Source organism: Nocardia yamanashiensis NBRC 100130, assembly GCF_001613325.1.
Taxonomy (GTDB): domain Bacteria; phylum Actinomycetota; class Actinomycetes; order Mycobacteriales; family Mycobacteriaceae; genus Nocardia; species Nocardia yamanashiensis.
In genome coordinates, this window is the sequence record NZ_BDCD01000017.1 from 272,909 (window position 1) to 298,856 (window position 25,948).

The following is a 25,948-nucleotide window of genomic DNA, read 5'->3' on the forward strand; positions in this document are numbered from 1 at the left end:
GATGGGTGGTTGGGCATGCTCGAATCGCACCGCTGGATCGCACCGGCCGCGGTGATCATCGCGCTGGGGCTGTCCGCACCATCGGCGCAGGCCGAGCCGGGCACGAAGATCCCGCTCGGCGGCGGGTCGGGCATCGTGCTCGGCGGCAGCACCAAATGCAGTCTCACCACCATCGGCTACGACGGCGCGGGCCGCCTGGTCGGCTTCACCGCCGGGCATTGCGCGGAGGCCGGTACGCCGGTCGCGGGCGAGCAGTTCCGGGACGCCGGCGTGGTGGGCGTGGTCCGCGCCGCCGACGAGCAGCTCGACTACGCCGTCATCGAATTCGATCCCGCCCTGGTCGATCCGCTGCGCACGGTCGGCGGGACCACCATCGCCGGCACCGCGCCGACCCCGGACGCCTGGGATGTGGTGTGCCAGAACGGGCGCACCAGCGGGCATTCCTGCGGCGCGGTGCTGGCCTCCAGCCCGGTCGGCGTGATCGAGCAGGCCTGTTCCAGCTACGGCGATTCCGGCGGCCCGCTGACCGTGGGCGATCGCCTGGTCGGCATGGTGTCCGCGCCGCTCATCAACGACACCAGGGCTTTCCGGTTCAGCTGCACCAGCCAGTACAACCCCTTCCACTCCCCCGTCATCGGCATCTCGTTCGAGGCGGTGCGGGCGGCGGTGGACGCGGGCAAGGGCATCGGGTCGGGATTCCAGCCGATCTGAGCCGGAATCCCTTATCCGGCAAGCACATCCAGGGCGCGGTCGATGTCTTCCTCGGTGTTGTAGAGGTGACAGGCCAGCCGCAACCGGCCCGCCCGGATGGAGCCGATCACCCGCGCCGCCCGCAGCCGCTCCAGCGCCTCGGCGCCGACCGCGATGGCCACGATGCTCGAATTCCCTTCGGGCAGACCGAGTCCCTTGCGCAACCGGTTCGCCAGCGCGACATCGTGGCGCCGGATGTTCTCGATGCCGATGGATTCGATCAGCTCCAGCGAGACGCGCAACCCGATCCACGCCGACCAGGCCGGTGACACATCGAAGCGGCGTGCGTCCGCGGCCAAGCGCAATGGCGCGTCGTAGCAGGTCTCCCACGGGTTGTATCCGGCATACCAGCCCGCGGCGACCGGCCGCAGCGTATCCAGCGCCGCATCGGTACCGGCAAGGAAGGCACTGCCTTTCGACGCGAGCAGCCACTTGTAGCCGACGCCCACCACCCAGTCCGCACCGGTCGCGTGCACCGGATACCAGCCCGCCGCCTGACTCAGATCGAACAGCACCCGCGCGCCCACCGCCCGCGCGGCCGCGACCACCCCGGGCATATCGGCGATCGCGCCGTCCGCCGACTGCACGACGGCGGCCGCCACCAGCGCGTCCCCGGGCCGCACCGCGGCGGCCAGTCCGGCCAGCGGCACGGTCCGCACCTCCAGGTCCGGCCGCGCCAGGAACGGCCACACCACCGAGGCGAATTCCCCTTCCGGCAGCAGCACTTTCGCGCCCGCCGGCAGGCTGTCCGCGATCACCCCGACCAGCTGCGAAACCTGTGCCCCGATGGCGATCTGCCCCGCCTGGAACCCGGTCAACCGGCCGATCACGGCCCGGCAGTCGGCCACCACGGCATCCACCGCCGGAATCTCGAACTCACCGGTCACCCGCTGCCGGTCCGCGCGTTCCAGCACCTGGGCCGTGGTGATCGGCAGCAGTCCGCAACTGGCCGCGTTCAGATACGTCACCGTGGGGCCGAATGCCGCGCGCACATGATCCGGGAGCGGGGTGGGGAGCGATTCGACGGTCATCACCCCATGCTGCGCGCCGTCTCGCGCATGCGAAAGGGCCAGCGGCAGCGCCACTGGCCCGTTCTCGTGGAATCAGCTCAGGCGGAGCGGGATTCGGCGTCCACCGGGGCCGCACTCCGCGCGGTGCGGCCGAACCGGAGGATGCCGTCCTCGATCGCCTCCTTGCGGAGCATGGTGCGATCGCGGAAGTAATTGTTGATCACGAGCCACGGCCCGCGGGTGCCCTGACGCGGCATGACGCCGTCGCCGCGCTGGATGTAACCGGAGGTCAGCGCGCCGCCCATGAGCGAGGCCTCGGAGCGATCGCCTTCCTCGGGAATCGCGACGACAGTGGTGTATCCCTTGTCGCGCATCAGGTTCAGGATGCGGCAGAAGTACTCCGCGGCCAGATCGGCCTTCAGGGTCCAGGAGGCGTTGGTGTAGCCGAGGATGACCATCATGTTGGGCACGGTGCCCAGCAGTGCGCCCTTGTAGGCCACCAGATCCCGGGTGGCGAGGGTTTCGCCGTCCACCTCGAGCGTCGAGCCGCCCAGCATTTGCACGTTCAGCCCGGTCGCGCTGATCACGATGTCGGCCTGCAGCTCCTCGCCGGAGGACAGCCGGATCCCGTGCTCGGTGAAGGTCTCGATGGTGTCGGTGGCGATGGACGCCTTACCGCTGCGCAGCACCCGGAACAGATCGCCGTTGGGCACCACGCACAGCCGCTGATCCCACGGGTTGTAGCTGGGCGTGAAATGCCGCATGTCGATGTGCTTGCCGACCTGCGCCCGCACCGCCGCCAGCATGAGCTTGGCCGACAGCTTCGGATTGGTCCGCGAGAGTTGGTAACTCGCGCGCTGCAGGGCGATATTGCGGGCCCGGCCGGCCTTGTAGGCGATGGCGGCGGGCACCTTCGCCAGCTTCAGCCCGACCGCGACCGGGTCGTCGGCGGGCAGCGCGGCGATGTAGGTGGGCGAACGCTGCAGCATGGTGACGTGCGCGGCGTCCTTGCTCATGGACGGGATGAGCGTGATGGCGGTGGCGCCGGAACCGATGACCACCACCCGCTTACCGGTGTAGTCGAGGTCCTCGGGCCAGTGCTGCGGGTGCACGATCCGGCCCTGGAACTTCTCCTCGCCGGGGAAGTCCGGGCGGTAGCCCTGGTCGTAGTCGTAGTAGCCGGTGCAGCCGACGAGGAAGTTCGCGGTGTAGGTCTCGGTCTTGCCGGTGCGCTCGTCGTGCGCTTCGACCGTCCACAGGTTCTGCGCGCTGGACCAGCTCGACTTCACGACCTTGCGCCCGAAGCGGATGTGGTCGGTGACGCCGTACTCCTTGGCGGTGTCCTCGACGTACTGCCGGATGTGCGGGCCGTCGGCCAGCACCTTGGTGCCGATCCACGGCCGGAAGCCGTAGCCGAAGGTGTACATGTCCGAGTCGGAGCGAATGCCGGGGTACTTGAACAGATCCCAGGTCCCGCCGATGGCGGTGCGGCGTTCCAGGATGAGGTAGCTGCGCCCGGTCTGCTCCCGGGTCAGGTGGCAGGCCATGCCGATTCCGGACAGGCCCGCGCCGATGATCAGTACGTCGACATGCCGCGTCATTGGGGGTACTCGCTTCACTGGTCGCGCGTCCGGACACCGGCGTCCGGACGCGACCGAGATTACATGTGATTTGAAGTTACGTCTACATGGGCAGGACTTGCGCAGGTCAGGCGGCGCGGACCTGCCCGGGACGATCCGGTTCCGAGCGGTAGCGGGTGCTCGGGCCGTCGATGCCGAGCACCTTCCAGACCCGCTTGGAGACCGGGTTCATCAGGCCGATGCGCTTGGCCAGCGCCCGCACGTCGCCGTAGAAACCCGCGAACGCCTCCTTGGACTCGGGCGCTCCGAAGAACACCTCCTTGCGCACCGCGCGCGGGATGTCGAACTCCCGGAAGAACGAGCGCGGCGGAATCACGATGGCCCGGCCGCCGATCCACATGACGATCGGGAAGGCCAGCGAGAGCACGAACTTGCTCAGCGGATCCGACTGCGGCACATGGTGTTCGAGGAACTCGTGCGCGAACGAGATGTGCCGCGCCTCCTCGGCGATGTGAATCGCCATGACGCCGCGCATGATCGGGTGAATGTCCTCCTGCGCCCGCAGGATCGCCTTCTGCACGTGGTCGATCGGCTCCTCGCCGGAGAGCACGGCGGTGAAGAACAGATTCGGGAACAGCGCGGCCAGCGGCGGCACGATGTAGGTGAGCTGCTTGAGAATCGGCCCCATGCCCGGCACGTCGATGCCGATGCGGTTCACCATCTCCTGGAACATCAGGGTGTGATTGCACTCCTCGATGACCTCGTGGGTGCAGTACCGGAATTCGGCGTCGCCATTGGGCAGCTTGAAGGTGTGCTGCACCATGCCGCCGATGAGCAGGGTTTCGAATTGCAGCCCGACCTTGGCGATATTGGCCTGCCGCCAGAGCCCGATGGCGATCTTGCGGGCCTGCGACTGGGCCTGATACCAGGGGTGGCGCGCGAACATGTCGCCGGACTCGGGGAGAATCCAGCGCGGATCGTCGGCGCGCACCTCGAAATCGGGGTGGTCCCAATCGATATCGGTGAACGGGTCGAAATGCTTGTCGACCGAGCCCTGGGACAGCAGCATGAGCTTGTCGGCGTACTGCCGCGCGAGCGCGAGCACGGGATCTGTGGTCACGGATGCTGACACCATTGTCAGACCCTCCTCAGGTGTGGCGAAGGTTACTGTACCTCATGGTTACACCTAAATTGGCCGGGCGTCAACAACGATCTCCGATCGAACCGGTCCCGGTCAGGTCCAGAAAACCGGCCGCAAACCCCAGGCGTCGAATTCCGCGGTGACCAGTTCGCGCAGCGCGGCGCGGGTCGGGAAGCGGTCCGGGTCCGCCCCGGTGATCGCCAGGATGACGGTTTCGCCGTCGCTGGACCAGGACAGATTCAGGCCGACCTCGATGCGGCGGAAGGTGGCGGCCGGGCCGGTGCAGACCACCGGGCGCATGAGCACCGAGCGGGCGCGCACGCCGGCGATGGTGGCCACGCCCTGACCGGTCTCGCCGAGATTGGTGCACAGGCATTCGGGGGCCTTGGCGGTGCGGGAGAACCATGCCAGTACGGGTTTGGGCAGCAGCATCTGGACGGGTTGCAGGTGTTGCAGGGCCGGAGTGGTGGCGGGATCGCGGTAGGCGGCGGCCGCCTGTTTGACGGCGGTGCGCACCTGGCGCAGATCGGTGCGGTCGCCCTTGCGGTAGGCGACGGCGATGGGCAGGCCGGTGGTGGCATTGCCGCGCGGGTCGTCCGGCGTGCGCAGCGAATGCGGGATATCGACGCGGACGGTCGCGCCGTCGTCGATGCGTTCGCTGCGGCCCAGCAGGCCGACCGCCACGCCGACCATCAAGCCGTTGGCGGTGCCGTCGTGGGCGGCGGCCACCGCATTCCATTCGGACAGGGCGACTTCCACCACCAGGTCGGCGGGAGTGTATTCGGGGCCGACGGGTAGTTCGGGGTCGGCCGGGCGGGGATTGCGCGCCGGTTCCTGGACGCCGCGGGCGGCTATCGCGGCGCGAATGCCCTTGGCGGCGGCGACCAGCTGGCCGCGGGCGTCCGCGGCGTGGGCGCGGTAGCAAGCCAGCGTCCAATCTAGCAGGCCGCCGCCGGAAGCCTCGAACCCCGGAACATCGCCGATCAGGCGGCCCGAACTGTGCGCCACCGACGGCCGCGCGCCCGAATCCAGTTGCCGCAGTGCATCACCCACCGCGTACAGCACCGCGCCGCCGTCCGCACCGACATGGGAGGTCACCAGCGACAGCAGCGTGCCGCCGGCGGCGGTCGGCGCGGCGGACAGCCGCCACACGAGTCCGGCGGCCGGGTCGAAATCCACGCGGCTCTGTGCCAGGTACCAGTCCAGCACGCCGTCCTCCGCCACCGGAAGTTCCTGGTACACAAGCGGAATCGATCTGCCGGACCAGGTCCACCAGGGCCGGGCGATCGGCACGGCGGTGCGCTCGACCCGGCGGGACAGGAAGCCGTGCGTCAGGTGGGCGTGGAAGCGTTGCAGGACTTCCCGGTCCAGGGGCTCGTCGAAACGCCAGGCGAGCTGATTGACCAGGGCATTGCCGTAGAGGGAATGCAGTTTCAGGAACAGGTCGTCGTCGGCGGTGATCCGATTGATGGCCATGCGAATGCTCCGATCAGCGGGCGCGCAGGGTGCGGACGGTCAAGGGGGCGAACACGATCGCGACGAGCAGGGCCGCCCCGGCCGACCAGGCGAAGTCGGAACCGAGGGTGCCGTGGTCGGCCAGCGTGCGCACGGCCGCCACCAGATGCGAGACGGGGTTGTAGTCCGAGACGTGGCGCAGCCAGGCAGGCATGGCCTCGACTGGGACCAGGGCATTGGAGGCGAAGGAGAGGAAGGTGAGCACCAGCATCGACATGCCCTGTACGGCAGCGGGTCTGGCGATCGTGACGCCGATGAAGGCGAAGATCCAGCTCATGGCGGTGGTGGCCAGTACGACCAGGCCCGCGCCGGCGATCAGGCCGAAGGGGTGGTCGGGGCGGTAACCCATGCCGAACCCGACCAGCAGGACCATGAGCGCGGCGATCACGTACCGGGTGGCGCCGGCCAGCAACGCGCCTGTCACGGAGGCGGATCGGGCGATCGGCATGGAGGTGAAGCGGTCGAAGACGCCCGAGCGGATGTCCTCCGACAGCTGTACGCCGGTGGCCACCGAGGAGGTGAGCACGATCTGCACCAGCACGCCCGGCACCAGGGTCGGCAGGTAGGCGTGCAGGCTGCCCGCGATGGCGGTGCCGAACACATTGCCGAACAGCAGCGGGCCGATGATGGGCAGCAGCACGGCGTCGTAGAGCAGTTGCGGGCTGTGCCGGAAGGTCAGCATGCCGCGCTTGGCCATGATCAGCGATTGGCGCAGGGCGGCGCGCGGGCCCACGTGAATCACGGTGGGGCGGCGTTCGATTCGTGGCCCCGGCTGGACCGCGAGGGGTGATTCGGCGAGCACGGTCATGTCAGCCTCCGGTCCGCGTGCTGGGTGAGAGTGAGGAATACAGAGTTGAGGTCGGGCCGGTCGACGGCGAAGCCCCGCAGCCGGATGCCGCTGGTCCGGCAGGCCGCCACCACATCGGCGGCGATATCGGTGTCGCGCAAGGGAATCGCGAGTGTGGCGGGCGTATCACCGTGCAACGGCGTGACGCCGGTGATGCGTTCCACCGCTGCTTCGGCGAGCGGCCGCTGTCCCGGATCGGCGAGGTCGATGCGCAGCATCTCCTCCCCCACCGACGATTTCAGCTCACTCGCGGTGCCTTCGGCCACCACCCGCCCGTGATCGATGACGGCGATCCGGTCGGCGAGCGCGTCGGCCTCTTCCAGGTACTGGGTGGTGAGCAGAATGGTCGCGCCGCGATCGACCAGTCGGCGCACGACCGACCACATGCGTTCACGCGTGTGCGGGTCCAGGCCGGTCGTCGGTTCGTCCAGGAAGATCAAGGGCGGCAACGTGATCAGCGTGGCCGCCAGATCCAGCCGCCGCCGCATGCCGCCCGAGAAGGTGGCTACCCGCCGCTTGGCGGCGGTGGTCAGCTCGAACTCCTCGAGCAGCTCCTCCGCCCGCCGATTCGCGGCCCGCCGGGTCATCCCCAGCAACTGCCCGAACAGCCGCAGGTTCTCCACCGCGGTCAGATTCTCGTCCACCGCGGCGTACTGCCCCGTCAGCCCGATCATCGACCGCACGGCGGTGGCATCACGCAGCACGTCGTATCCGAACACGCTCGCGTGCCCGGCATCCGGCCGCAACAGCGTGGCCAGCATACGCACGGTGGTCGTCTTGCCCGCCCCGTTCGGCCCCAGCAGCCCGAACACCGTCCCCGCCTCGATAGTCAGATCGACGCCGTCCACGGCCGTGGTGCTACCGAAAGTCTTACCCAGACCCCGGGTTTCGATGGCGATCTCACCCGTCATCGGATCTCTCCAATCTTGCTCGGCGAATCACCCGTCAGGGCAATGGATTCCACGACGGCAGCGGCACGTTCCACCCCGTCGTCACGAAAGCGCATCCCATAGGCAGCGGCCCGCAGCACCATCTCCGGCTCCGCGGCCCGCCGCATCGCCCTCTCCAGCCGCTCCCCCGTCACCCGGGCGAACGGCAATGCCACACCCAGCCCAAGCTTTTCGAGCTGCCGCCCCCAATACGGCTGATCGGCCTGCACCGAGCAAATCACCGACGGCACCCCGGCCCGCAGCGCCGCCGCCGTCGTCCCGGCCCCGCCGTGATGCACGGCCACCGAGCACCGAGGCAACACCGCCTGATGATCGACCTGACTCACCACGGCAACATCCCCGTCGATGCCGCCTCGGAACATGTTCCCCGCCAGCAGCAGTCGCATCCCGCGCCGCTCACACACCTCCCGCAGCATCCGCGCGGTAGCGGCTGGATCAGCCACCGGCATGGATCCGAACCCGGCATAGACCGGCGCACTGCCCGCCCCGAGCCATTGGTTCAACACCGCGTCCCCGCCGATCCCACTGTCCGCCTCGACCACCGGGAATCCGGTGATGAACGCCTCCCCGAGCTCATTCGCCAACCCCGGAAAGAGTTCGGCGTCATAGGCATGCAGCACGGTGCGCACACCACCACGGGGAGCACGGACGTCGCGCTGCGCGGCAGCATGGCTCGCACCGGCGGCCCGGCGCACAAGATCGAGCTCCCCGATGCGGGTCAGACCGCGAGCGGCAGCCGGTAGCGAAGCGAACAGTGCACCTGGCTGCAGACCGGCCCATCCGAGTCGCGGGGTCGGCATCGTCCGGCCGGGCCGGTCGGTGGCCACCGGCGGGCCCGCTGCGGGTACCGTATCGACCAGTGTGTTCGGCCACCGCGCGCTCAGCACCACTCGTGACTCCCGCGGCGCGGCCGCCGTCGCCCGCTCGAGCGCCGCTCGCAGCGCGGTGATCTCGGGTGACAAGGCGGCGGCCCGCGCCTTGGTGAGGAGCTGCCAACCAAGGCGATTGGCAGCGGCGGGAACCCGCGAGCCCCAAGCCGCCGGGACGACCGGTACCGCGCCGTTGGGCTGGATCGGGAAGAAGTGCAAGGCCGCCAAGGGGATTGCGCGGTGGCGGGCAACCTCGGCGGCAGCTTCCTCGCACGCCATGCCGGTGACGAGGATGTCGGCGGTGCGGGCGATGGCGAGCAGATCCAGTGCGGCTTCGGCGAAGCCGCGGCGTTGCAGGTCCAGCACCGCTTGCAGGCGGTGCAGCGGGTTGCGGGCGGTGAAGCGCTCGTCGTCGCGCTGGGCGCGCAGCAGCTCGCTGCTGTCCAGGCCGAAAGACGCGGCTTCGATGCCGTGCCCTTCGGCCAGACCGACCAGATTCGGCGAGACAGCGAGGGTCACGCGGTGGCCGCGCCGGATGAGCTCCTGTGCGAGCAGGATTCCCGGTTGGGCGTCACCGCGGCTGCCCGCGAAGGCCAGTAGGGCGTGCATGGCTCAGACCCGCGCCGGGGCGGAGACCCGGGGGGCGTTGGCCGGATTCGCTTCCGCGGTTCCGGGCTGCTCGACCGGGATCCGGTCGTCGGTTCCGAGGACGACGGCGGCGGGTGGGCATGGCGTGAGTGCGGCCGGGACCTGCCCCGCCGGGGTGGCGATCGGCGGCGCGGACTGCTCTTCCGTGGGCAGCCCGACGGCGAATTCGCGCATGGCGCGGGTGAATTCGGCGAGGAAGCGGTCCATTTCGGCGGCCGGGAAGGCGGCGGGGAAGCGGGTGGAGAGGCGGAGGCCGTCGGTGGCGCGGACGATCCAGAAGAAGACCTCGTCGCCGGAGTAGCACTCGGCGCGCAGGGTGTGGCCGCGCAGGGCTTCGACGAGCTGGTAGTCGGGGAGGACGCGGATGTCGAGGAAGGAGATGCCGAAGCGGGGGCGGTCGGTGCAGTCCAGGAGCTCGAGGGCCCGGGTCCAGGTGGTGTCGTTGGCGGCGCGGGAGCGGCGCAGCGCGGTGCGGGTGGATTCGAGGGAGGCGTCCGGGTCGAGATCGGGGGCCAGGGTGATGTCCAAGGGGACGACGTTCACGAACCAGCCCATGGATTCCAGCCACTTCAGATCGGGGCGGGTGGCGATGGGCATGATCGCGCGCATGGACAGATAGCCGAAGGTGCGGCGATAGGCGATGGCCAGTGCCGTGAACGCCGCCGTGGTCAGGCGATGGCCGCGCGCGGTGACGGCCTCCTCGATGCGTTCGAGTTCGGCCAGCTCCAGCAGTTTCCGCGAGACGCTGGTCTGCGGATCGGCGGAGGGGGCGTCGCTGCCGCGGGTGATGGCGGGTTCGAAGCGCGGGAGCATGCCGCCGGAACCGTCCAGAAAACGCTGCCACAGCTGCACTCCGGCGCAGGACGGGGTGAGCGCGGCGGCGGCCGCGCGTTCGTAGGCGGCGAAATCCGCGGCGCTGCCGAAGGTCACCGATTCGCGGGCCGCCTCCCCGGCCGCCACCGAGCGGTACAGGGTGCGCAGTTCCAGGATCACGATGGCCTGCGAGTAGGCGTCCATGACCGAATGGTCGGCGGCGATCAGCACGGTGAAGTCCGCGGTGTCGTGCTCGACGGTGGCGAGCAGGCAGTGCGGCCATTGCAGCGGCGACAACCGCAGTTCGAGGGCGTCGGTGAGATACGCGGTGAGCGCGGCGGGCGTGGTGACGCCGGGCACCGGCTCGTCGGTGACGGTCACCGCCTCCCCGGCGCACACCAGCCGGCCCGGTTCGCCTTCGATGCGATGGGCGAGCGTGGTGCGCAGTCCTTCGTGGCGAACGTGCCACAGCCGCACGGTTTCCCGCCACTGCTCGGGATGGAAAGGCGCGTCCATTTCGAAGATGGTGCCGATCCAGCGCCCGCGCCCGGGTCGCGGATCGGCGGCGTCGGCGCCCTGGCAATGCCGGACGTGGACGCTGGTGAGCGGGCGATCGTCCGGGGTCCAATCGTGGCCGGGGACGAGTTCCGGTCGCCACAGGGTCAATGCTCCCGGGCGCACGGCGAATTCGGACAGGTGGGTGTATTCCATCTCGACGGTCCTCATCGAATTTCGTGCCTACGGTTGGGCGTTCGAATTCCGTAAAGAAATCATCGTGCGCAGAATGATTGCGCTAGCGCCCATGAACCGTGCTGGCGAATTGGAAGTTAATAGCTGAGAGGTGCTGTTGCACCAGGGAACCCATCCGGCCTTCGACGGCCTATTTCGCACCCGCGGAACCGGATCCGGCCGCGGCGCTGCCGGTACCCAGCGCGGAGGCCAGGGTGCCGCCCGCCTGCGCGGATCCGCTGGCCGCGCCGCTGCCGGTGCCGAGCAGGCCCAGCACCGATCCGGGACCGGGGATCAGCGAGCCCACCGAACCGGCGGCGGCACTGCCGGTGCCCAGCGCCCCGGCCACCCCACCCGCGGTGGAACTGCCGGTGCCCAGTGCGGCGCTGCCGCTGCCGAGCTGCGGCAAGACGGTCTGCGAACTGCCCGCGTCGGTGGGCGGCGCGGCGGCGTCGCCCACCTCCGCGGCGGTAGCCAGGCCCGGGACCGCGAGGCTGATCGCGATTCCGGCGAGAACTGTTGCGGCACGGCTGAAAAAGGGTGCGTTCACGGCCTGAGTCCTTTCGAACCTGCATCAGGGAGTGCGCCGGAGCACGGCGACTTTCTGTTTTGAAGCGGGCAGGCCGAGGAGGAGTGCGGCTGGCGACGCTGCCGGGAATGGCACTCGACGGGTTTTACAACTCAGCTCCGTCGGTGGGTCGATTCGACCTGCGCAACTAGAAAATCACCAAAGTCAGATCCCCGCAACTCACAGGCTCGCAAACAAATGGTTAACGAAATGTTCTGCGGCTCTTCAATGTGCGCCAGGCCACGCACAGCTGAAATTCGACGTCAATTCACATTGTCCGGATCTTCCGGGAAAAAACCCGTGGGAGGGATCGCCGGCGGCGATCCCTCCCACGACCGGGCGCGGATTACGAATCCGAGCGGGAATGGCTGCGCTGACCGCCCTTCTGCTTGGCCGCGGTCGGCTGGGCCTGCGCCCCCTTCCTGCCGGCCTCGCGCGGGTCGGCGCCGCGTGCGCTGCCGAAACTGCCGCTGCTCGCCTTCCCGCCCTTGCTGGCCTGCTCCGCGGTATCGGGCCGATTGCCGAATTGTCCGGAATTCTTGGGATCTGGCATGGCCGATCAATCCTTTCGCAGTAGCCGGGTGTTGCCGTGGGCCGCGACGTCGGCCCGTTCCTGGCTCTACCCGGACCGGCACGGCCTAATCGCCGGGAAAACGAGTTGCCCGCCGGGCCTGGACTTTTGGCATGCTGGCTGGGTGAACGCTGGGGAGATCAGGGTCGCCGTCGCGCCGGAGTTGCAAGTGTTCGTCGGGCAGCGCGCGGCCGGGGCGGTGCGGGTGGACGGGGTGTCAAGCCTCGGGCACGTGGTGGAGTCGCTGGGGGTGCCGCTCACCGAGGTGGGCGAGCTGCGGGTCGACGGCCGCACGGTCGGGCCGGGTCATGTGCCGGTCGACGGGGAGGCCGTCACCGTACTGGCGGTCGCCCGGCCGCTGACCCTCGCGCAACCGCCGCGCTTCCTGCTCGACATCCACCTGGGCACGCTCGCCCGGCGGCTGCGGCTGCTCGGCATCGACGCCGCCTACGAGAACCCGGATATCGGCGACGCCGCGCTGGCCGCCCGTTCGGCCGCCGAGCAGCGGGTGCTGCTCTCCCGCGACCGGGGCCTGCTGCGCCGCCGCGAAATCTACTCCGGCGCATACATTTACAGCCATCGACCGGCCGAGCAGCTGGAGGACGTGCTGTCGCGTTTCGCCCCGCCGCTCACCCCGTGGACGCGCTGCACCTCCTGCAACGGGGTGCTGCGCCCGGCGGACAAGGAATCGGTGCGAGAGCTGTTGCCCGACAGCACCGGCCGCACCTACGACAGCTTCGCGCGCTGCGCCGATTGCGGCCAAACCTATTGGAAGGGAGCGCATCACGCCCGCCTCGACGAGATCGTGGCGCGGGCGCTGGCGGGCTACGGCGGGCAGCAGGCGCCGCCCGCCGGAGGGCGCGATTCCGATGCGCCGGCGGCGTCCGGCCCATACGTTTGAGGGCAAGCCACGTGCCCGGCCGGTAGGTAATCTGCGGATTCCGAAGGGCCCGCAATCCGCGACCCTGCCAGAGGACACGTTGCCTCGCGTTCGATGAAGGGGCAAGGATGCCACGCACCACCCGGCTGACCATCGTGCTGCTTTTCGCGGCGTGGGTCGTCGACTACGTCGACCGGACGGTCATCAATTTCGCGCTGCCGTACATCGGCGAGGATCTGCGCCTCGATCACACCCAGCAGGGTCTGCTCGTCTCGGTGTTCTTCATCTCCTATGCCGCCGCGCAGGTGCCGGGCGGACTGCTCGCCGATCGCTACGGCGCGGTGCGGATCGGGGTGGTGGGCCTGATCGCGTGGTCGATCTTCACCGGATTGACCGCGGTGGCCTGGTCGTTCCTGGCGCTGCTGGCCATGCGCTTCCTGTTCGGCCTGGTGCAGGGGGTGTTCCCGGCGGCGGCCATCAAGGCGCTGGCCGAGCGCAGCACGCCCGAACAGCGCACCACCGCCACCGGCTGGACCAATGCCTCGAACGCGGTGGGCATTCTGCTGGCCGCGGTCATCGCCAGCATCCTGTTGCCGACCGTCGGGTGGCGGGCCATGTTCGCGATCATCTCGGTGCTGGGCGTGGCGGTGATCCTGGCCTGGCGGCGCTGGATGCCGGAACCGCTGCCGCAGGACGGCGTCCATCCGATGGCCGGGGTGGACGCCGCCGCCCGGCGGCGGGTGCTGCTGTCGCCCGCGCTGCTCGGGTTCGCGGTCATCTTCTTCGGCTACGACGTGCTGGTGTGGGGCGTGACCGCGTGGCTGCCGACCTTCCTGCACGAGGATCGCGGGCTGTCGATGACCGTCGTTGCGATCGCCGCGGTGCCGTCCACGCTGGCCGCGGCGGCCGGCGTGGTGCTGGGCGCGCGGCTGTCGGATCGGCTGGGCGGGCATCCGCGGCTGCTGGTGGTGCCGGCCATGATGCTGACCTCGATACTGCTGTTCGTACTGCCGCGGGTCGGGTTCTTCCCGCTGTTCGTGCTCACCGGATCGGTGATGACGTTCCTGGCGGGGCTGGCGTTCATGCCCGCCTTCGCGGTTCCGCTGCGCGCGCTGCCGAGCAGCTATATCGGCGCGGCCACCGGCGTGATCATCTTCGGCGGGCAGCTGGCCGGGGTGCTCAGCCCGCTGCTGTTCGGTGTGGTGACCGATCACGCCTCGTACACGACGGCTTTCGAGTCCATGGCGGTCGGGCCGGCGCTGAGCATCGTGGCCGCGCTGCTGGTGCCGCAGACCGCCGCGGCGTTCCGGGCCGCGACCGCGGCCCCGGAGCCGCGCCCAAATAGCGAACGGCCTTCCGTCCCCCGGTGAGTGGGACGGAAGGCCGTGTGACAGTTGCTATTTCGCGGCCGTCGTGGTGGCGGGCGCGGTGGTCGCCGGCACCGTCGTGGTGGTGGGTGCGGTGGTGGTCGGCTTGACCGCCTCCGGCGTGGTGGTGGCCGGGGCCACGGCTTCCACGGTGGTCGTCGGCGGGGCCGGGGTCGTGGTGGTCGTGGTCGTGGTCGGCGCGGTGGTCGTGGTGCCCGACGTGGTGCCGCCCGAGGTGGTGGTGCCTGAGGTGGTGCTGGGCTTGCCGGTGGTGGTGCTCGGCTGACCCGAGGAGCTGGCGGCCAGTGCGGCCTTCTCGGCGGGCTTGGTCGTGGTGGTGGTCTTCAGTTCCCCGGCCTGCGCCTTCTTGGCCAGTTCGGTCAGCCAGGCGGCGGCGTATTCGGCGGAGGTCAGCTGCTTGCCGTCCTCGGGCTTCGCGTCACGCCAGTAGTCGAAGTGATGGCCGGTGCCGTTGGGGCCCAGGGTCAGGTTGTACGGGTCGCTCAGGATGACCGGAATGGTGTTCTGGTTGGTGGTGATCAGCCCGATGATCTCGTTGAAGACCTTCTGCGGCAGGTAGGCCAGCGGCGACATGTTCTCGGCGGCAATGGAATCCGCCTGCTGGGTCTGCGGCTTGGATTCACCCGGCTTGTAGTTCGGGTCCGAGACGCGCAGCAGCACCGACAGGAAGGTCTCGTCGGAGGCCATCCAGTTCTTCTGGGACTGGATGTCGGCGAACGCCTTCATGGCGATATTGGCGAGGTTGACCGCGACGTCCTGGCCGGTGACCGGGTTCAGCCCTTCCTTCTCCAGCTGGTCGGCATTGATCTGCCGGCCCACGTTCACCACCAGCTGCAGCAGCGAGATGTTCTTGGGCGCGGCGCAGGTGAGGTCGCCGTCGGAGCAGAAGGACGCGATCTTGCCGCCCAGTTTGCCGAACCCGCCGGAGTTGCCGGGCAGCGCACCCGAGCCGCTCGCCGAGCCGGTGCCGTTCTGGTACTTGGTATCGAAGTTGTCCGGGTTGCCGTACGGGTTCTTGGCCCCGATGAACGGCCCTTCGCCCTCGGAACGCCCCGAGTCGGCGAGGATGACGACGCCGACCACATCGTCGGGATTGACGGTCTCGTAGCGCCCGTTGGCGTCCGGTTCGCCATTGCCGATCTTCATGGCCACCCGGCGCACCACGTCCGCGCCTTCGCTGTAGCCCACGATCGAGAACTTGGTGTTCGGGCAGGCCACCGAGATATCCCGCATGACCTGCTGGGTATTGGCGACACCGGTGTTCACGGCGTCCTCGTAGCTGGCCATGTTCGCCGGGTAGGCGATATAGACGGCCTGGTAGGAGTCCTCGCCCTCGGCGGCGCGCGGCGCATTGACCACCGGATCGAGCCACTGGCTGGAGTGATCCCCCGACACCGCGGCCGGCAGCTCGTTGCCGTTGGCGTCCACCAGCATCCTGGTGGTGCCCGCGACCGGCGTATCACCGCGCCCCGCCACCGAAATGGTCACCATGTCATGGCATTCCGTCACCGAAGCGCGCAGTGCCGGGTCCGCGCTCTCGGTGGTGTGCGAGGCGGTCAGCGACCACGACGCGGCCACGATGGTCGCCACGCCCAGCACCCCGAGTGCCGAAGCGGACGCCGTGATCTTCTTGTTTTTTGCCAGCAAGGCGCGTTGTCTCTGCACGAACTCGCCGAAAGCCATGCCCAGAACCCCATTCGAGAAAAAGCCGCAAGTGGATGGACAGGGCCCCGACGCCTGTCATGTCAGGGGAGACGTCGCACCCCGCCGCCCCGGCGTTACTCATGCGAACGACCCGCCACCCCCGAACAGCGCCCCCTCGGACCCCGAATCCCGGGAATCATCCCATGTCAGACGGTTTTACGCGGGGATCGAAAATTCTTTGTGGCGATACCGTGCGATCCCGTCCGAACAGGCCCGCGCACGGCATGCTGCGACGGTGCCGTTCACCCTCGCCCACCCCGCAGCGGCCCTGCCCTTACGCCACTGCCTGCCGCTGCCGGGACTGATCGCCGGACGCTGCCGGGGCCGCCGCGCCCGGGGCTCGGGCGGGGGCCGCGGCGGTGGGTGCTGGTTTTCGTGGCCTTCGGGGTGACGCATGCCCTCACCGCGTACGTCCGGTCCGGTGGCTACGATCTCGTGCGGGCTGCGCTCGTGGGTGCTATTCGGTGGGGCGCTGTCGGTTTCGCGATTTACGCCGTCGTGTGGCACCTGGGGGCGCGCCGTGCGGGCTATCTGAGCAGGCTCACCACCTGGCGGTAGGCGGCGCGGGTGGGCGGGGCCAGCTTCTTCCAGCTGACGGGGCCGCCGGAGGCGAGGTGGGGGTCGTAGGGGATTTCGGTGACGCCGCGGACCACTTCGCCCAGGTAGGTGCGGGTGTGTTCGGCGATGAGGGGGCCGTCTTTGGGGTGTTGCCTGGTGACGACGATGACGGCGTCGGCCAGGTGGTACTGGCTGTAGTTGTCGTCGAGCCAGATCAGGGCCGGTTTCAGGCGGTTCACGGCGTCGGGGCGGGCGGCGATGGTGATCACCAGGGCGATGCGGGGGTCGCAGAGCAGGGGGGCCACCGCGCGATTGGTGATGGGCGCGCCGCCGTCGTAGACGGGCAGGCAGCCCGCGCCGCTGAGGTCGCGGTGGACCGAGGCGTAGCTTTCGCGGCGGGGCAGGGCTTCCGGGCCGCGCGGGAGCACGCCGACATTGGCGCTGTTCTCACCGCAGCTGTCCAGCACGGTTGACACCAGATTGCGGTGGGTCATATTCAGCCAGGACTGCACCGTGCCCGCCGGATCGACGGTGTCGCAGCCGCGCCGGGCCAGATCGCCGCCGGTGGCGGTGGCGTCCACCACGATCGGCGAATGACCGCCGGATTCGTATGCGGCGGCCGCGATTCCGAGCGCGGTGGTGGTCGCTCCGGAACCGCCGGAACTGCCCATGACCAAGGCCGGCGGCACATCGGCCCACAGCATGTAGCCCTTGCCGCCGTGCAGTCGGATGCGATCGGTGGGGGTGCCGGGCGGGGCGGGCCGGAGCAGCAGCGAAAGGTCGGTCGGAGTCGCGGAAAGCTCGGCGGGGTGATCGGGGAATGGGTCGTACACGCGAGATTCCTTATGTGCGAGCAGCATTCAAATCTGCGGAATCAACAGTGGCCACCACCGCGCGCACGACGACTCCGGCGGCGTCATCCGCGCGTGTATGACCCGCAGCGCGTTCGGGTCGCATCCAACACCCACACCGTATCGACGAATTGCCCCTGCGCTACGACGTCTTCGATGAAGTGCCTGTCTTCTGTTCTCGCACACCCCCTACCGGCGCACACAAACGGTCGGCATCGGAAAGAATTGCCGTGCAATCTCTTTCGATGCCGACCGATAGTATTACACCGATCTTACCGAAACGGGCATTCGGAACGAATATCCCGCCCGCACTTCGGCTACAGGCTCGCGAGCCGCTCCTTCGCCGCGGCGTATTCCCGAGTCAGCCGGGCGACGATCGCGGCGGTGGGCACCACCGCGTCCACGGCGCCGATGCCCTGACCCGAACCCCAGATATCCTTCCAGGGCTTGGCCCCCGGCGTGGCGGATTCGGATTCCCCGGTGCCGAAATCCATTGCGGAAGGATCGGACTGGCCGAGATTGTCCGGATCCATGCCCGCGGCGGTGATGCTGCCGCGCAGATAGTTCCCGTGTACCCCGGTGAACAAGTTGGAGTAGACGATGTCCCCCGCCGCCGAATCCACGATCATCTGCTTGTAGCCCGGCACCGCATTGGCCTCGTCGGTGGCGATGAAAGCCGAACCGATGTAAGCCAGATCGGCCCCGGCGGCCTGCGCGGCCAGAATCGAACGGCCGTGCGCGATGGACCCCGACAGCAGCAGCGGCCCGTCGAACCAGGCCCGGATCTCCTGCACCAGCGCGAACGGCGACTGCGGTCCGGCGTGCCCGCCCGCGCCCGCCGCCACCGCGATGAGCCCGTCGGCCCCGCGCTCGACGGCCTTGCGCGCGAAGAAGTCGTTGATCACGTCGTGCAGCACGATGCCGCCGTAGGAGTGCACCGCCTCGTTCACGTCCGGCCGCGCGCCCAGCGAGGTGATGACGATCGGCACCTGGAATTCCACGACGGTGGCGAGGTCTTCCTCAAGCCGGTCATTGCTCTTGTGCACGATGAGGTTCACCGCGTAGGGCGCGGCCGGCTGCTCGGGATTATCGGCATCCCACTTGGCCAGTTCCTCGTTGATCCGCACCAGCCATTCGCGGAACTGCGACTGCGGGCGGGCATTCAGCGACGGGAAGGATCCGACGATCCCGGCCTGACATTGCGCGATCACCAGTTCCGGCCCGGACACGATGAACATGGGCGAGGCGACGGCGGGCAGGCGCAGGCGCGCGGACAGGATGGACGGCAGGGTCATGGATCGGTCCTTGCTGCGGTGGTGAACAAAATCTGGTGATAGTGTTCACCACAGTGTGGGGGCGGGCAATGAACGAGGCGGAGATGTGACGGCAGCCACGGGTCGATACGCCGGACTCAGCGCCGACCAGCGGCGGCGGGAACGGCGGGCGCGCCTGCTCGCGGCCGCGGGGGAACTCATCGCGGAGCAGGGTTCGGCCGGGCTCAAGGTGCGGGCCCTGTGCGCCCGCGCGGGATTGAACGATCGGTACTTCTACGAGAGCTTCACCGATACCGACCAGTTGCTCCGCGAACTGCTCGACGAGCAACTGGCCGCCATCACCGCCGAGATGCTCGCGCCCTTGGCCGCCACTCCTTCCGATACCCGGCTGCGGCTGCGCGCCGTCATCGAGACCGTGGTCGCCATCGTGGCCGACGATCCGCTGCGGCGACGGCTGTTCCTGGAACTACAGACGACCGAGGAGCTGCGCGCCCGCCGGGCCGAACTGGTCGGCACCGCCACGACGGTCATGCTCGACCAGGGCCGGGAGTTGCTCGGCGCGGCCGCGGTCACCGGCGTGTACGCCGAATTGGCCGCCCGCACCGTCTCTTTCGGCGGCCTGGAGATCCTCACCGAATGGCTGCGCGGCGACCTCGCCATCGAACGCGCCCAGTTGATCGACTTCCTGTGCGCCATGATCCTGACCGCCAGCGAGATCACCGCGACCGTGCAGCGCGAACTGCACGGCTAACGCTCGGCCGGTTCGCTCAGCGCCGGCCGCCCGGTCAGCGGTTCGTCGGGATGCAGTGTGAGACCACGGGATTGGGCCGTCGACGCGATCGCGCCCCAGGCGAAAGCGGTCAGCTCCTCGGCCAGTTCCCGGGCGGTGATGACCGGTTCGTTGAGCCAGCGCAGCACTCCCAGCCCGATCGCGCCGAGCATGGCGTCCACGGCGTACTGGGTGTGATCACCGTTCGCGCCGCGCAGCCGCAGCAGCCCGGAGAAGAAGTCCGCGACCGTATCGGACAGTGGCCGCCCGTCCTCGAGCAGCCGGGTGGCGCCGAACGCGGTCACCACCTGCGAGCTGACGATGAAGCGAAACAGGTTGGGGCGCTCGGCGACCAGTTCGATATAGGCGATGAGCGCGGTCCGGATGCCGTCGCGCACCGGTCCGGCCGGATCCAGGTGCGGGGTCACCCGTTCCACGATCAGCTGCTGTACCCGCCCGCTCACCGCGGCCAGCAGCTCCACCTTGTCGCCGAAGAACCGGTACAGCTTGGGGCGCGGTATACCAGCGGTTTTCACCACATCGTCGATGGAGAGCTCGGGCCCGTGCGCGTCGATGGCGCGAATGGTGGCCTCGATGAGTTCGGCTCGCACGGTGGCGCGGTGCGAGTGCCAGCGGTCATGCCTGGCATCACCTTTGAGCTCACCCGGACGCTCGTGAGGTGGATGGGAGGCCATGCGCCAGATTGTAATTCGATCCGTTACGGCGAACCCCCTTGCAGACTGTCTGGGACAATCCTACACTGACCTCACATCGAACACTCAGTACTAGGTACTCAGTGTTGCACCAAGGATGGTCCAGATGGTCAATACCCTTCCCGCGACCGGGTATCCCAAGACCCGGCGCATCACTTTCCGCTTCGGACAACAGCATTCCGGCGATCGCTACTTCGTCGACGACGACATGGTGTTCAGCCATTTCGTGGCGGGCATGTCCGGCGGCTTCCCGGCCGGCGAGGAATCGTTCATCCGCTCGGTCCGCCGGGTCGCCGAACTCGTCACCGATCCCACCCTGAAGAAACGCGTCACCGGCTTCGTCGGCCAGGAGGCCATGCACGGCCAGGAACACCGGCGGCTCAACGACAAACTCGTCGAAATGGGTTATCCCATCGAATGGCTGGACTCCGAACGCGCCAAGGAGCGCATGCTGCGCCTGGAACAGCGGCTGCCCGCGGTGGTGCACCTGGCCATGACGGCCGCCGCCGAGCACTACACCGCGGTGCTGGCGCAGCGGGTGCTGTCCAGCCCCGAACTGCAGGCCATTCCGGGCGATCCGGAGGTGTGGAATCTGCTGAATTGGCATGCGCTGGAAGAACTCGAGCACAAATCGGTGGCCTTCGACGTCTTCCGCGCCGCGGGCGGCGACGAGCGCACCCGGATCGGCGTCATGGCCGCCATGTACGCGCTCACCCTGCCGTTGACCTATGCGAGCCTGGCGGTTTCGCTGGCCCGCGATCCGGCGGCGCGACGGCAGCCGGTGCGGGTGGCGCGCGAGGCGTACCGGCTGTTCACCGGTCCGCTGTTCCGCGGGCTGATGCCGGAGCTGGCGAAGTATCTGCGGCCCGGTTTCCATCCCGACGATATCGACACCTCCGCCCTGCTCGGCCATTGGCAGCGTGAGCTCTTCGGCGAGAACGGCGTCCTCAACGACCACTTGAAATAGCCATAACTCCAGAGAGAAAGGACCGACCAATGGCGATCGGTCGCAACCAGGCAAGCACGTCCCTCGACCCGTACCCGAAGGTGCGGCGCATGCGATTCCGGTTCGGGCAGCCCGAGCCGATGGCGCATCATTTCGTCCAGGACGATATTCCGCTCACCCATCTGATCGCGGTGCTGTCGGGGGCTTTCCCGCCGGGCGAGGAATCGTTCATCCGCTCGGTGCGCAAGTTCTCCGGCGAGATCACCGATCCGGTGCTCAAGAAGCGGGTGGCCGGCTTCATCGGCCAGGAAGCCGTGCACGGGCAGCAGCATCGCGCGCTCAACGATCAGTTGATACACAACGGTTTTCCCATCGTCCGGCTGTTCACCTTCGGACCGGGCGCGCTGCGCGAGCGCGGCGTGATCATGGTGGAGAACCTGGTGCCGCGGCATGTGCACCTGGCCTTCACCGCGGCCGCCGAGCACTACACCGCGACGCTGGCCAAGCGGGTGCTGGGCACCCAGGAGATCCAGGACATCCCCGGCGATCCGGAGGTGTGGAACCTGTTGAACTGGCACGCCTTCGAGGAGCTCGAGCACAAGTCGGTGGCCTTCGACGTGTTCCGGGACCGGGGCGGGCCGGAAGCCGTGCGGATCGGGGTGATGGCGGGGATGTACTACCTCACCATTCCCGCGGTGTCCGTGGGGATTCTGGCCTCGATCCTGAGCGATCCGCGCAGCTGGCGGCCGTTGAAAGTGGCGCGGCAGTCGGTGGCGCTGGTGCGCGGGCCGATCGTGCGGGGACTGCTGAAGGAGATGCGGCCTTATCTGCGACCGGGTTTCCATCCCGACGATATCGATACCGATGACCTCCTCGAGCAGTGGCGGCAGGAGCTGTTCGGCGCGGACGGCGAACTGCTGGACCGGATCGGCTGAGAGGTAATCCGTTGAAGCTCAACAATATCAACCCCGAACTGGTGGTGGTGACCGGCGCCGGCAGCGGCATCGGGCGCGCGGTGGCGCGGCGCTTCGCCCGGGGCGGGGCGCAGGTCATCGTCTCCGATATCGACAAGGCGGCCGCCGTGGCCACCGCCACCGGGATCACCGATGCCGGCGGGCGGGCGGTGGCCATGCAGCTCGACGTCACCGATCCGGCGGCCTGGGAGCTGTTCGCCCGGGACGTGTGCGCGGACTACGGCGTGGCGAACGTGCTGGTCAACAATGCCGGAATGCTGGTCAGCGGGGCCTTTCTGGACCTGGAGCCGGCGGACTGGGATCGGCAGCTGAGCGTCAACCTGCTCGGCGTGGTGTACGGCTGCCGGACCTTCGGACGGCAGATGGTCGAGGCGCGGCAGCGCGGGCACATCGTGAACATCGCCTCGGCGGCGGCGTTCACGCCCACCCCGGTGATGTCGGCGTACTCGGTGTCCAAGGCCGGGGTGAAGATGCTCACCGAATGCCTGCGGCTGGAACTTGCGCCGAAAGGCGTTGGCGTGAGCGCCATCTGCCCGGGCGTGATCAATACGAATATCGCGCGGCACGCCGTCGCGGTGGGCGTGGATCCGGCGCTGCTGGAACGCGGGCAGTGGATCACCGAGCAATTGCAGCAGCTGGCCGAACGGCTGCCGGTCGCGCCCATGAGCCCGGACCTGGTGGCGCGGGCGGTGGAGCGGGCCATCCGCTTCGATCTGGCGGTGGTGCCGGTGCGCACCGAGGCATGGCTGGGGTACTTCCTCATGCGGCTCGCGCCCGGGGTGAATCGACGGCTGACGCAACCGCTTTCGATGGATCGCATCCAGGCCGTGGGTGAACTGCTGCTCGGCCGGGGCGGGGCCGGATGAGCGCACGCGCACACCGGATCAAGGTGCGCGAAGTCGTCAGCGAGACCGCCGACGCGGTCTCGCTGATCTTCGATGTGCCCGCCGATCTGAGCGGCCGATTCGCCTACGCGCCCGGGCAATTCCTGACGGTGCGGGTGCCGAGCGAGCGCACCGGATCGGTGGCGCGCTGCTATTCGCTCTCCAGCAGCCCGCACTGCGACGACCGGCCGGCGGTCACGGTGAAGCGGACGGCTGGCGGGTACGCCTCGAACTGGTTGTGCGACAACGTTTCCGCGGGGTCGATACTCACCGTGCTGGAACCGGCGGGGAACTTCTCGCCGCGTTCCCTGGATCGCGATTTCCTGCTGTGCGCGGCGGGCAGCGGGATCACGCCGATCATGTCGATCGCCAAGTCGGCGCTGGCGACGGGGCGCGGGCGGGTGGTGGTGCTGTACGCGAACCGGGATCGGGCGTCGATCATCTTCGAGCGGCAGCTGCGCGAGCTGACCAGGCGGTATCCGCGCCGGTTGGTGGTACTGCACTGGCTGGAATCCGAGCGCGGATTGCCCGGTACGCAAGGGCTGGCCACCATGCTGCGGCCGTACCGGAAGTACGACGTATTTCTCTGCGGCCCCCAAGGTTTCGCCACGGTGACCACCCGGGCACTCGCCTACTTACGCGTGCCCGCTCGCGCAATCCATCGCGAGGAGTACCGGTCACTCACCGACAATCCGTTCGAGCGTCCGGTCGCGGTCGCACCGTCCGAGCTGTCCGACGGCGCCCCGCCCCGCCGGGAGGAACCCGCCGTCACGGCGAACGGTACGGGGACTGTACGGGTGGAGATCGACGGCTCCACCCACACCCTGCCCTGGCCGCGCGACCGCAAACTGCTGGATGTCCTGCTGGACAACGGCATCGACGCCCCGTACGTCTGCCGCGAATCCGCCTGCGGCACCTGCGTGTGCCGGGTGCGGGACGGCCGCACCCGCATGATCATGAACGAGGCGCTCATCGACGAGGAGATCGCCATGGGACTCACCCTGGCCTGCCAGACCCTGCCCGAATCGGACGATGTCCGGATTGTCTTCGATCAGTAGCTTCCCGCGGGAAACCAACTGCCCGACTTGGCGTTTGGCACAATCTGTCACATCCACCCGCCACCGGGTGACGAACCGAGAATGGTGACGACCACTCAGCGTCTGCTAGCCGAGATACTGCACCGCTACGGCAGCCTCGAGGCGTTCTGTGCCCGCCTGCGCGCCGACCACGCCGATCCGCCCACCCTCGAACTCCCCAGTCCGGCCGGTTTACCGAACGGCGGGCGGCATCGGGCCCCCGACTCCGACTGAACCTTTCAGCCGATCCCCACGATCGGCAGCCGCAGCGCCGCCGGAGCGGTGGGCGGCACCACGGGTCGCTTCGGCGCGATGGGGGCGATCCGGCGATACCCGGCGCCCGGCTCCGGACGGGCATCGGCATCGCCCTTGTTCGGCCACAGCGCGATCGCGCGCTCGGCCTGGGCGGTAATGGTCAGCGACGGATTCACCCCGAGATTGGCCGAGATGGTCGAGCCGTCGATCACGTGCAGCCCGGGATGGCCGTACAGGCGGTGATAGGCGTCGACCACGCCGGTCTCCGGGGAATCGCCGATGGCGCAGCCGCCCAGGAAGTGACCGGTCATCGGGATATCGAAGATGCTGCTGCTGGCACTGGCCGTCGGTATCCCGTCGATCTTCGCGGCCACCTTGCGCGCCACCTCGTGCCCGGCGGGAATCCAGGTCGGGTTCGGGTCGCCCTCGCCCTGCCGGGTGGTCAGTTTGCGGCCGAACAGCCCGCGCTTGGTGTACGTGGTGATGGAATTGTCGACCGACTGCATGACCAGCAGCCCGATCATCTGCTCCGACCAGCGCCGCGGATCGTGCAGGTGGAACAGGTCCCGCCGATTGCGCACCAGCTCGCGCAGCCAGGCCCGCCCACGCGGCGGTTCGCCGCCCACCATCACCGTGGTCATGGCGGCGAGCGCATTGCTGCCCTTGCCGTAGCGCACCGGTTCGATATGGGTGTCCGGATCCGGATGAATGGACGAGGTGATGGCCACGCCCTTGGTGAAATCGTTGGCGGCGTTCCGGCTGCGGACCGCCAGCAGCTCTTCGGAATTGGTGCGCGAGAGGTAGCCGAGCCGGTCCGAGATACGCGGCAGCGAGCCACGGTCGCGCAGGCGGTGCAGCAGGCGCTGGGTGCCGAGCGAAGCCGCCGCGAAAATCACCTGTTCGGCGGTGAACTCCTTGCGCTGCTTACGAATCCAGCGTCCGGTGCGCACCGTCTCGACCGCGAAGCCGCCGCCGTTCAGCGGGCGCACGTTCACCACGGTAGTCAGCGGATGCACGGTGGCCCCGGCCTTTTCGGCCAGGTACAGGTAGTTCTTGACCAGGGTGTTCTTGGCATTGTGGCGGCAGCCGGTCATACACTCGCCGCAATGGGTGCAGGCGCGCCGGTCCGGGCCGACGCCGCCGAAGAACGGATCGGGCACGTCCTCACCGGGTTTGCGCCCGGGCCCGCCGAAGAACACGCCGACCGGGGTGCGCTGGTAGGTGCCGGCGACGCCCAACTCCTCGGCGACCTCGCGCAGCACCCGGTCGGTGGGGGTGGTGGCCGGGTTCACGGTCACGCCCAGCATGCGTTTGGCCTGGTCGTAATGCGGGGCCAGCTCGTCCTTCCAGTCGGTGATATGGCCCCACTGCTTGTCGGCGTAGAACTTCTCCGGCGGCTCGTAGAGGGTGTTGGCGTAGACCAGGGAACCGCCGCCCACGCCCGCGCCGCTCATGACGAAGGTGTCCTTCAACAAGGTCAGGCGTTGAATTCCGAAGCAGCCCAGCGCCGGAGCCCACAGAAACTGCCGGGCACGCCACGATGTCTTTGCGAATTCGTGATCGGCGAAGCGGCGGCCGGCCTCCAGCACGCCGACGCGGTAGCCCTTCTCGGTCAGTCGCAGCGCGCTCACGCTGCCGCCGAATCCGGAGCCGATGACGATGACGTCGTAGTCGAAACGCATGTG

At 68.7% G+C, this 25,948-nt stretch carries 24 protein-coding genes; 9 read left to right on the forward strand and 15 right to left on the reverse strand.

Going from position 1 to position 25,948, the window contains the following annotated elements; all coding sequences use genetic code 11:
* Window positions 1-15: 15 nt before the first annotated feature.
* Window positions 16-711 carry a chymotrypsin family serine protease gene (locus NY1_RS19760; protein ID WP_084535128.1) on the forward strand — a complete coding sequence of 232 codons (696 nt, stop codon included), beginning with the start codon at window positions 16-18 and terminating at the stop codon, window positions 709-711.
* 11 nt (window positions 712-722) lie between these two features.
* On the opposite strand, the gene NY1_RS19765 is transcribed toward NY1_RS19760, so the two are convergent.
* The 10 genes from NY1_RS19765 to NY1_RS19810 all read right to left on the reverse strand — a co-directional run bounded on the left by NY1_RS19765 (window position 723) and on the right by NY1_RS19810 (window position 11,973).
* Complete coding sequence (locus NY1_RS19765) at window positions 723-1,781, reverse strand: aminotransferase class V-fold PLP-dependent enzyme (RefSeq protein WP_067715641.1); 1,059 nt, start codon at window positions 1,779-1,781, stop codon at window positions 723-725.
* Between the two features lie 77 nt (window positions 1,782-1,858).
* On the reverse strand, window positions 1,859-3,361 hold the full coding sequence (locus NY1_RS19770; RefSeq protein ID WP_067715233.1) for a flavin-containing monooxygenase: 1,503 nt from the start codon (window positions 3,359-3,361) through the stop codon (window positions 1,859-1,861).
* A 106-nt stretch (window positions 3,362-3,467) separates the two neighbouring features.
* Window positions 3,468-4,475, reverse strand: coding sequence for an AurF N-oxygenase family protein (locus NY1_RS19775; protein ID WP_067715236.1), 1,008 nt, complete (start codon window positions 4,473-4,475; stop codon window positions 3,468-3,470).
* A 99-nt stretch (window positions 4,476-4,574) separates the two neighbouring features.
* On the reverse strand, window positions 4,575-5,957 hold the full coding sequence (locus NY1_RS19780; protein WP_067715239.1) for a hypothetical protein: 1,383 nt from the start codon (window positions 5,955-5,957) through the stop codon (window positions 4,575-4,577).
* A gap of 13 nt (window positions 5,958-5,970) precedes the next feature.
* Window positions 5,971-6,804: an ABC transporter permease gene (locus NY1_RS19785; RefSeq protein ID WP_067715242.1), complete on the reverse strand. Its 834-nt coding sequence runs from the start codon at window positions 6,802-6,804 to the stop codon at window positions 5,971-5,973.
* Window positions 6,801-7,754, reverse strand: a complete 954-nt coding sequence (locus NY1_RS19790; protein ID WP_067715245.1) for an ATP-binding cassette domain-containing protein — start codon at window positions 7,752-7,754, stop codon at window positions 6,801-6,803. Before NY1_RS19790 ends, NY1_RS19785 begins: the two co-directional genes overlap by 4 nt.
* Window positions 7,751-9,271 carry a glycosyltransferase gene (locus NY1_RS44635; protein ID WP_067715248.1) on the reverse strand — a complete coding sequence of 507 codons (1,521 nt, stop codon included), beginning with the start codon at window positions 9,269-9,271 and terminating at the stop codon, window positions 7,751-7,753. Before NY1_RS44635 ends, NY1_RS19790 begins: the two co-directional genes overlap by 4 nt.
* Before the next feature lie 3 nt (window positions 9,272-9,274).
* On the reverse strand, window positions 9,275-10,849 hold the full coding sequence (locus tag NY1_RS19800) for a condensation domain-containing protein (protein ID WP_233434393.1): 1,575 nt from the start codon (window positions 10,847-10,849) through the stop codon (window positions 9,275-9,277).
* A 154-nt stretch (window positions 10,850-11,003) separates the two neighbouring features.
* Window positions 11,004-11,402 (reverse strand): hypothetical protein, encoded by a 399-nt coding sequence (locus tag NY1_RS19805; protein ID WP_067715253.1) that lies wholly within the window; start codon window positions 11,400-11,402, stop codon window positions 11,004-11,006.
* A 364-nt stretch (window positions 11,403-11,766) separates the two neighbouring features.
* Window positions 11,767-11,973, reverse strand: coding sequence for a hypothetical protein (locus NY1_RS19810; RefSeq protein ID WP_067715256.1), 207 nt, complete (start codon window positions 11,971-11,973; stop codon window positions 11,767-11,769).
* 142 nt (window positions 11,974-12,115) lie between these two features.
* Here NY1_RS19810 and NY1_RS19815 point away from each other — a divergent pair, with 142 nt between their 5' ends.
* Both NY1_RS19815 and NY1_RS19820 read left to right on the forward strand, forming a co-directional pair.
* Window positions 12,116-12,892 (forward strand): Mut7-C RNAse domain-containing protein, encoded by a 777-nt coding sequence (locus NY1_RS19815; RefSeq protein ID WP_067715259.1) that lies wholly within the window; start codon window positions 12,116-12,118, stop codon window positions 12,890-12,892.
* Between the two features lie 107 nt (window positions 12,893-12,999).
* On the forward strand, window positions 13,000-14,241 hold the full coding sequence (locus tag NY1_RS19820) for an MFS transporter (protein WP_067715262.1): 1,242 nt from the start codon (window positions 13,000-13,002) through the stop codon (window positions 14,239-14,241).
* Window positions 14,242-14,268: 27 nt separating this feature from the next.
* Here the strand turns inward: NY1_RS19820 and NY1_RS19825 are convergent, their stop codons facing one another.
* The 3 genes from NY1_RS19825 to NY1_RS19835 all read right to left on the reverse strand — a co-directional run bounded on the left by NY1_RS19825 (window position 14,269) and on the right by NY1_RS19835 (window position 18,667).
* Complete coding sequence (locus NY1_RS19825) at window positions 14,269-15,942, reverse strand: cutinase family protein (RefSeq protein WP_067715265.1); 1,674 nt, start codon at window positions 15,940-15,942, stop codon at window positions 14,269-14,271.
* A 548-nt stretch (window positions 15,943-16,490) separates the two neighbouring features.
* Window positions 16,491-17,354 (reverse strand): MinD/ParA family ATP-binding protein, encoded by an 864-nt coding sequence (locus tag NY1_RS19830; protein ID WP_157762364.1) that lies wholly within the window; start codon window positions 17,352-17,354, stop codon window positions 16,491-16,493.
* A gap of 335 nt (window positions 17,355-17,689) precedes the next feature.
* Entirely contained in the window at window positions 17,690-18,667 is a 978-nt protein-coding gene (locus NY1_RS19835; RefSeq protein WP_067715270.1) for an NAD(P)H-dependent flavin oxidoreductase, read from the reverse strand.
* An 85-nt stretch (window positions 18,668-18,752) separates the two neighbouring features.
* Between NY1_RS19835 and NY1_RS19840 the strand changes: the two genes are divergently transcribed.
* On the forward strand, window positions 18,753-19,397 hold the full coding sequence (locus tag NY1_RS19840) for a TetR/AcrR family transcriptional regulator (protein ID WP_067715272.1): 645 nt from the start codon (window positions 18,753-18,755) through the stop codon (window positions 19,395-19,397).
* Here the strand turns inward: NY1_RS19840 and NY1_RS19845 are convergent.
* Window positions 19,394-20,110: a TetR/AcrR family transcriptional regulator gene (locus tag NY1_RS19845; RefSeq protein WP_067715274.1), complete on the reverse strand. Its 717-nt coding sequence runs from the start codon at window positions 20,108-20,110 to the stop codon at window positions 19,394-19,396. The two genes, NY1_RS19840 and NY1_RS19845, sit on opposite strands and share 4 nt — an antisense overlap.
* A gap of 124 nt (window positions 20,111-20,234) precedes the next feature.
* On the opposite strand from NY1_RS19845, the gene NY1_RS19850 reads away from it, so the two are divergent.
* The 5 genes from NY1_RS19850 to NY1_RS43065 all read left to right on the forward strand — a co-directional run bounded on the left by NY1_RS19850 (window position 20,235) and on the right by NY1_RS43065 (window position 24,242).
* Window positions 20,235-21,095 (forward strand): metal-dependent hydrolase, encoded by an 861-nt coding sequence (locus NY1_RS19850; protein WP_067715643.1) that lies wholly within the window; start codon window positions 20,235-20,237, stop codon window positions 21,093-21,095.
* Between the two features lie 29 nt (window positions 21,096-21,124).
* Window positions 21,125-22,009, forward strand: a complete 885-nt coding sequence (locus NY1_RS19855) for a metal-dependent hydrolase (protein ID WP_067715276.1) — start codon at window positions 21,125-21,127, stop codon at window positions 22,007-22,009.
* A gap of 11 nt (window positions 22,010-22,020) precedes the next feature.
* The gene (locus NY1_RS19860) at window positions 22,021-22,914 is read left to right on the forward strand and encodes an SDR family NAD(P)-dependent oxidoreductase (protein WP_067715279.1); all 894 of its coding nucleotides are present in this window, start codon (window positions 22,021-22,023) and stop codon (window positions 22,912-22,914) included.
* On the forward strand, window positions 22,911-23,990 hold the full coding sequence (locus NY1_RS19865) for a ferredoxin--NADP reductase (protein ID WP_067715282.1): 1,080 nt from the start codon (window positions 22,911-22,913) through the stop codon (window positions 23,988-23,990). Before NY1_RS19860 ends, NY1_RS19865 begins: the two co-directional genes overlap by 4 nt.
* An 81-nt stretch (window positions 23,991-24,071) precedes the next feature.
* Entirely contained in the window at window positions 24,072-24,242 is a 171-nt protein-coding gene (locus NY1_RS43065) for a hypothetical protein (RefSeq protein ID WP_157762367.1), read from the forward strand.
* A 5-nt stretch (window positions 24,243-24,247) separates the two neighbouring features.
* Here NY1_RS43065 and NY1_RS19870 read toward each other — a convergent pair whose 3' ends face one another.
* Complete coding sequence (locus NY1_RS19870) at window positions 24,248-25,945, reverse strand: GMC oxidoreductase (RefSeq protein WP_067715285.1); 1,698 nt, start codon at window positions 25,943-25,945, stop codon at window positions 24,248-24,250.
* Window positions 25,946-25,948: the final 3 nt, after the last annotated feature.

Excerpts from the sequence above, each read along its gene's own strand:
- NY1_RS44635 (WP_067715248.1), bottom strand. The coding sequence starts at position 9,271 with ATGCACGCCCTACTGGCCTTCGCGGGCAGCCGCGGTGACGCCCAACCG.
- NY1_RS43065 (WP_157762367.1), top strand. The coding sequence starts at position 24,072 with ATGGTGACGACCACTCAGCGTCTGCTAGCCGAGATACTGCACCGCTAC.
- NY1_RS19775 (WP_067715236.1), bottom strand. The coding sequence starts at position 4,475 with ATGGTGTCAGCATCCGTGACCACAGATCCCGTGCTCGCGCTCGCGCGG.
- NY1_RS19770 (WP_067715233.1), bottom strand. The coding sequence starts at position 3,361 with ATGACGCGGCATGTCGACGTACTGATCATCGGCGCGGGCCTGTCCGGA.
- NY1_RS19800 (WP_233434393.1), bottom strand. The coding sequence starts at position 10,849 with ATGAGGACCGTCGAGATGGAATACACCCACCTGTCCGAATTCGCCGTG.
- NY1_RS19820 (WP_067715262.1), top strand. The coding sequence starts at position 13,000 with ATGCCACGCACCACCCGGCTGACCATCGTGCTGCTTTTCGCGGCGTGG.
- NY1_RS19790 (WP_067715245.1), bottom strand. The coding sequence starts at position 7,754 with ATGACGGGTGAGATCGCCATCGAAACCCGGGGTCTGGGTAAGACTTTC.
- NY1_RS19785 (WP_067715242.1), bottom strand. The coding sequence starts at position 6,804 with ATGACCGTGCTCGCCGAATCACCCCTCGCGGTCCAGCCGGGGCCACGA.
- NY1_RS19865 (WP_067715282.1), top strand. The coding sequence starts at position 22,911 with ATGAGCGCACGCGCACACCGGATCAAGGTGCGCGAAGTCGTCAGCGAG.
- NY1_RS19845 (WP_067715274.1), bottom strand. The coding sequence starts at position 20,110 with ATGGCCTCCCATCCACCTCACGAGCGTCCGGGTGAGCTCAAAGGTGAT.
- NY1_RS19835 (WP_067715270.1), bottom strand. The coding sequence starts at position 18,667 with ATGACCCTGCCGTCCATCCTGTCCGCGCGCCTGCGCCTGCCCGCCGTC.
- NY1_RS19780 (WP_067715239.1), bottom strand. The coding sequence starts at position 5,957 with ATGGCCATCAATCGGATCACCGCCGACGACGACCTGTTCCTGAAACTG.
- NY1_RS19855 (WP_067715276.1), top strand. The coding sequence starts at position 21,125 with ATGGCGATCGGTCGCAACCAGGCAAGCACGTCCCTCGACCCGTACCCG.
- NY1_RS19825 (WP_067715265.1), bottom strand. The coding sequence starts at position 15,942 with ATGGCTTTCGGCGAGTTCGTGCAGAGACAACGCGCCTTGCTGGCAAAA.
- NY1_RS19850 (WP_067715643.1), top strand. The coding sequence starts at position 20,235 with ATGGTCAATACCCTTCCCGCGACCGGGTATCCCAAGACCCGGCGCATC.
- NY1_RS19810 (WP_067715256.1), bottom strand. The coding sequence starts at position 11,973 with ATGCCAGATCCCAAGAATTCCGGACAATTCGGCAATCGGCCCGATACC.
- NY1_RS19765 (WP_067715641.1), bottom strand. The coding sequence starts at position 1,781 with ATGACCGTCGAATCGCTCCCCACCCCGCTCCCGGATCATGTGCGCGCG.
- NY1_RS19760 (WP_084535128.1), top strand. The coding sequence starts at position 16 with ATGCTCGAATCGCACCGCTGGATCGCACCGGCCGCGGTGATCATCGCG.
- NY1_RS19870 (WP_067715285.1), bottom strand. The coding sequence starts at position 25,945 with ATGCGTTTCGACTACGACGTCATCGTCATCGGCTCCGGATTCGGCGGC.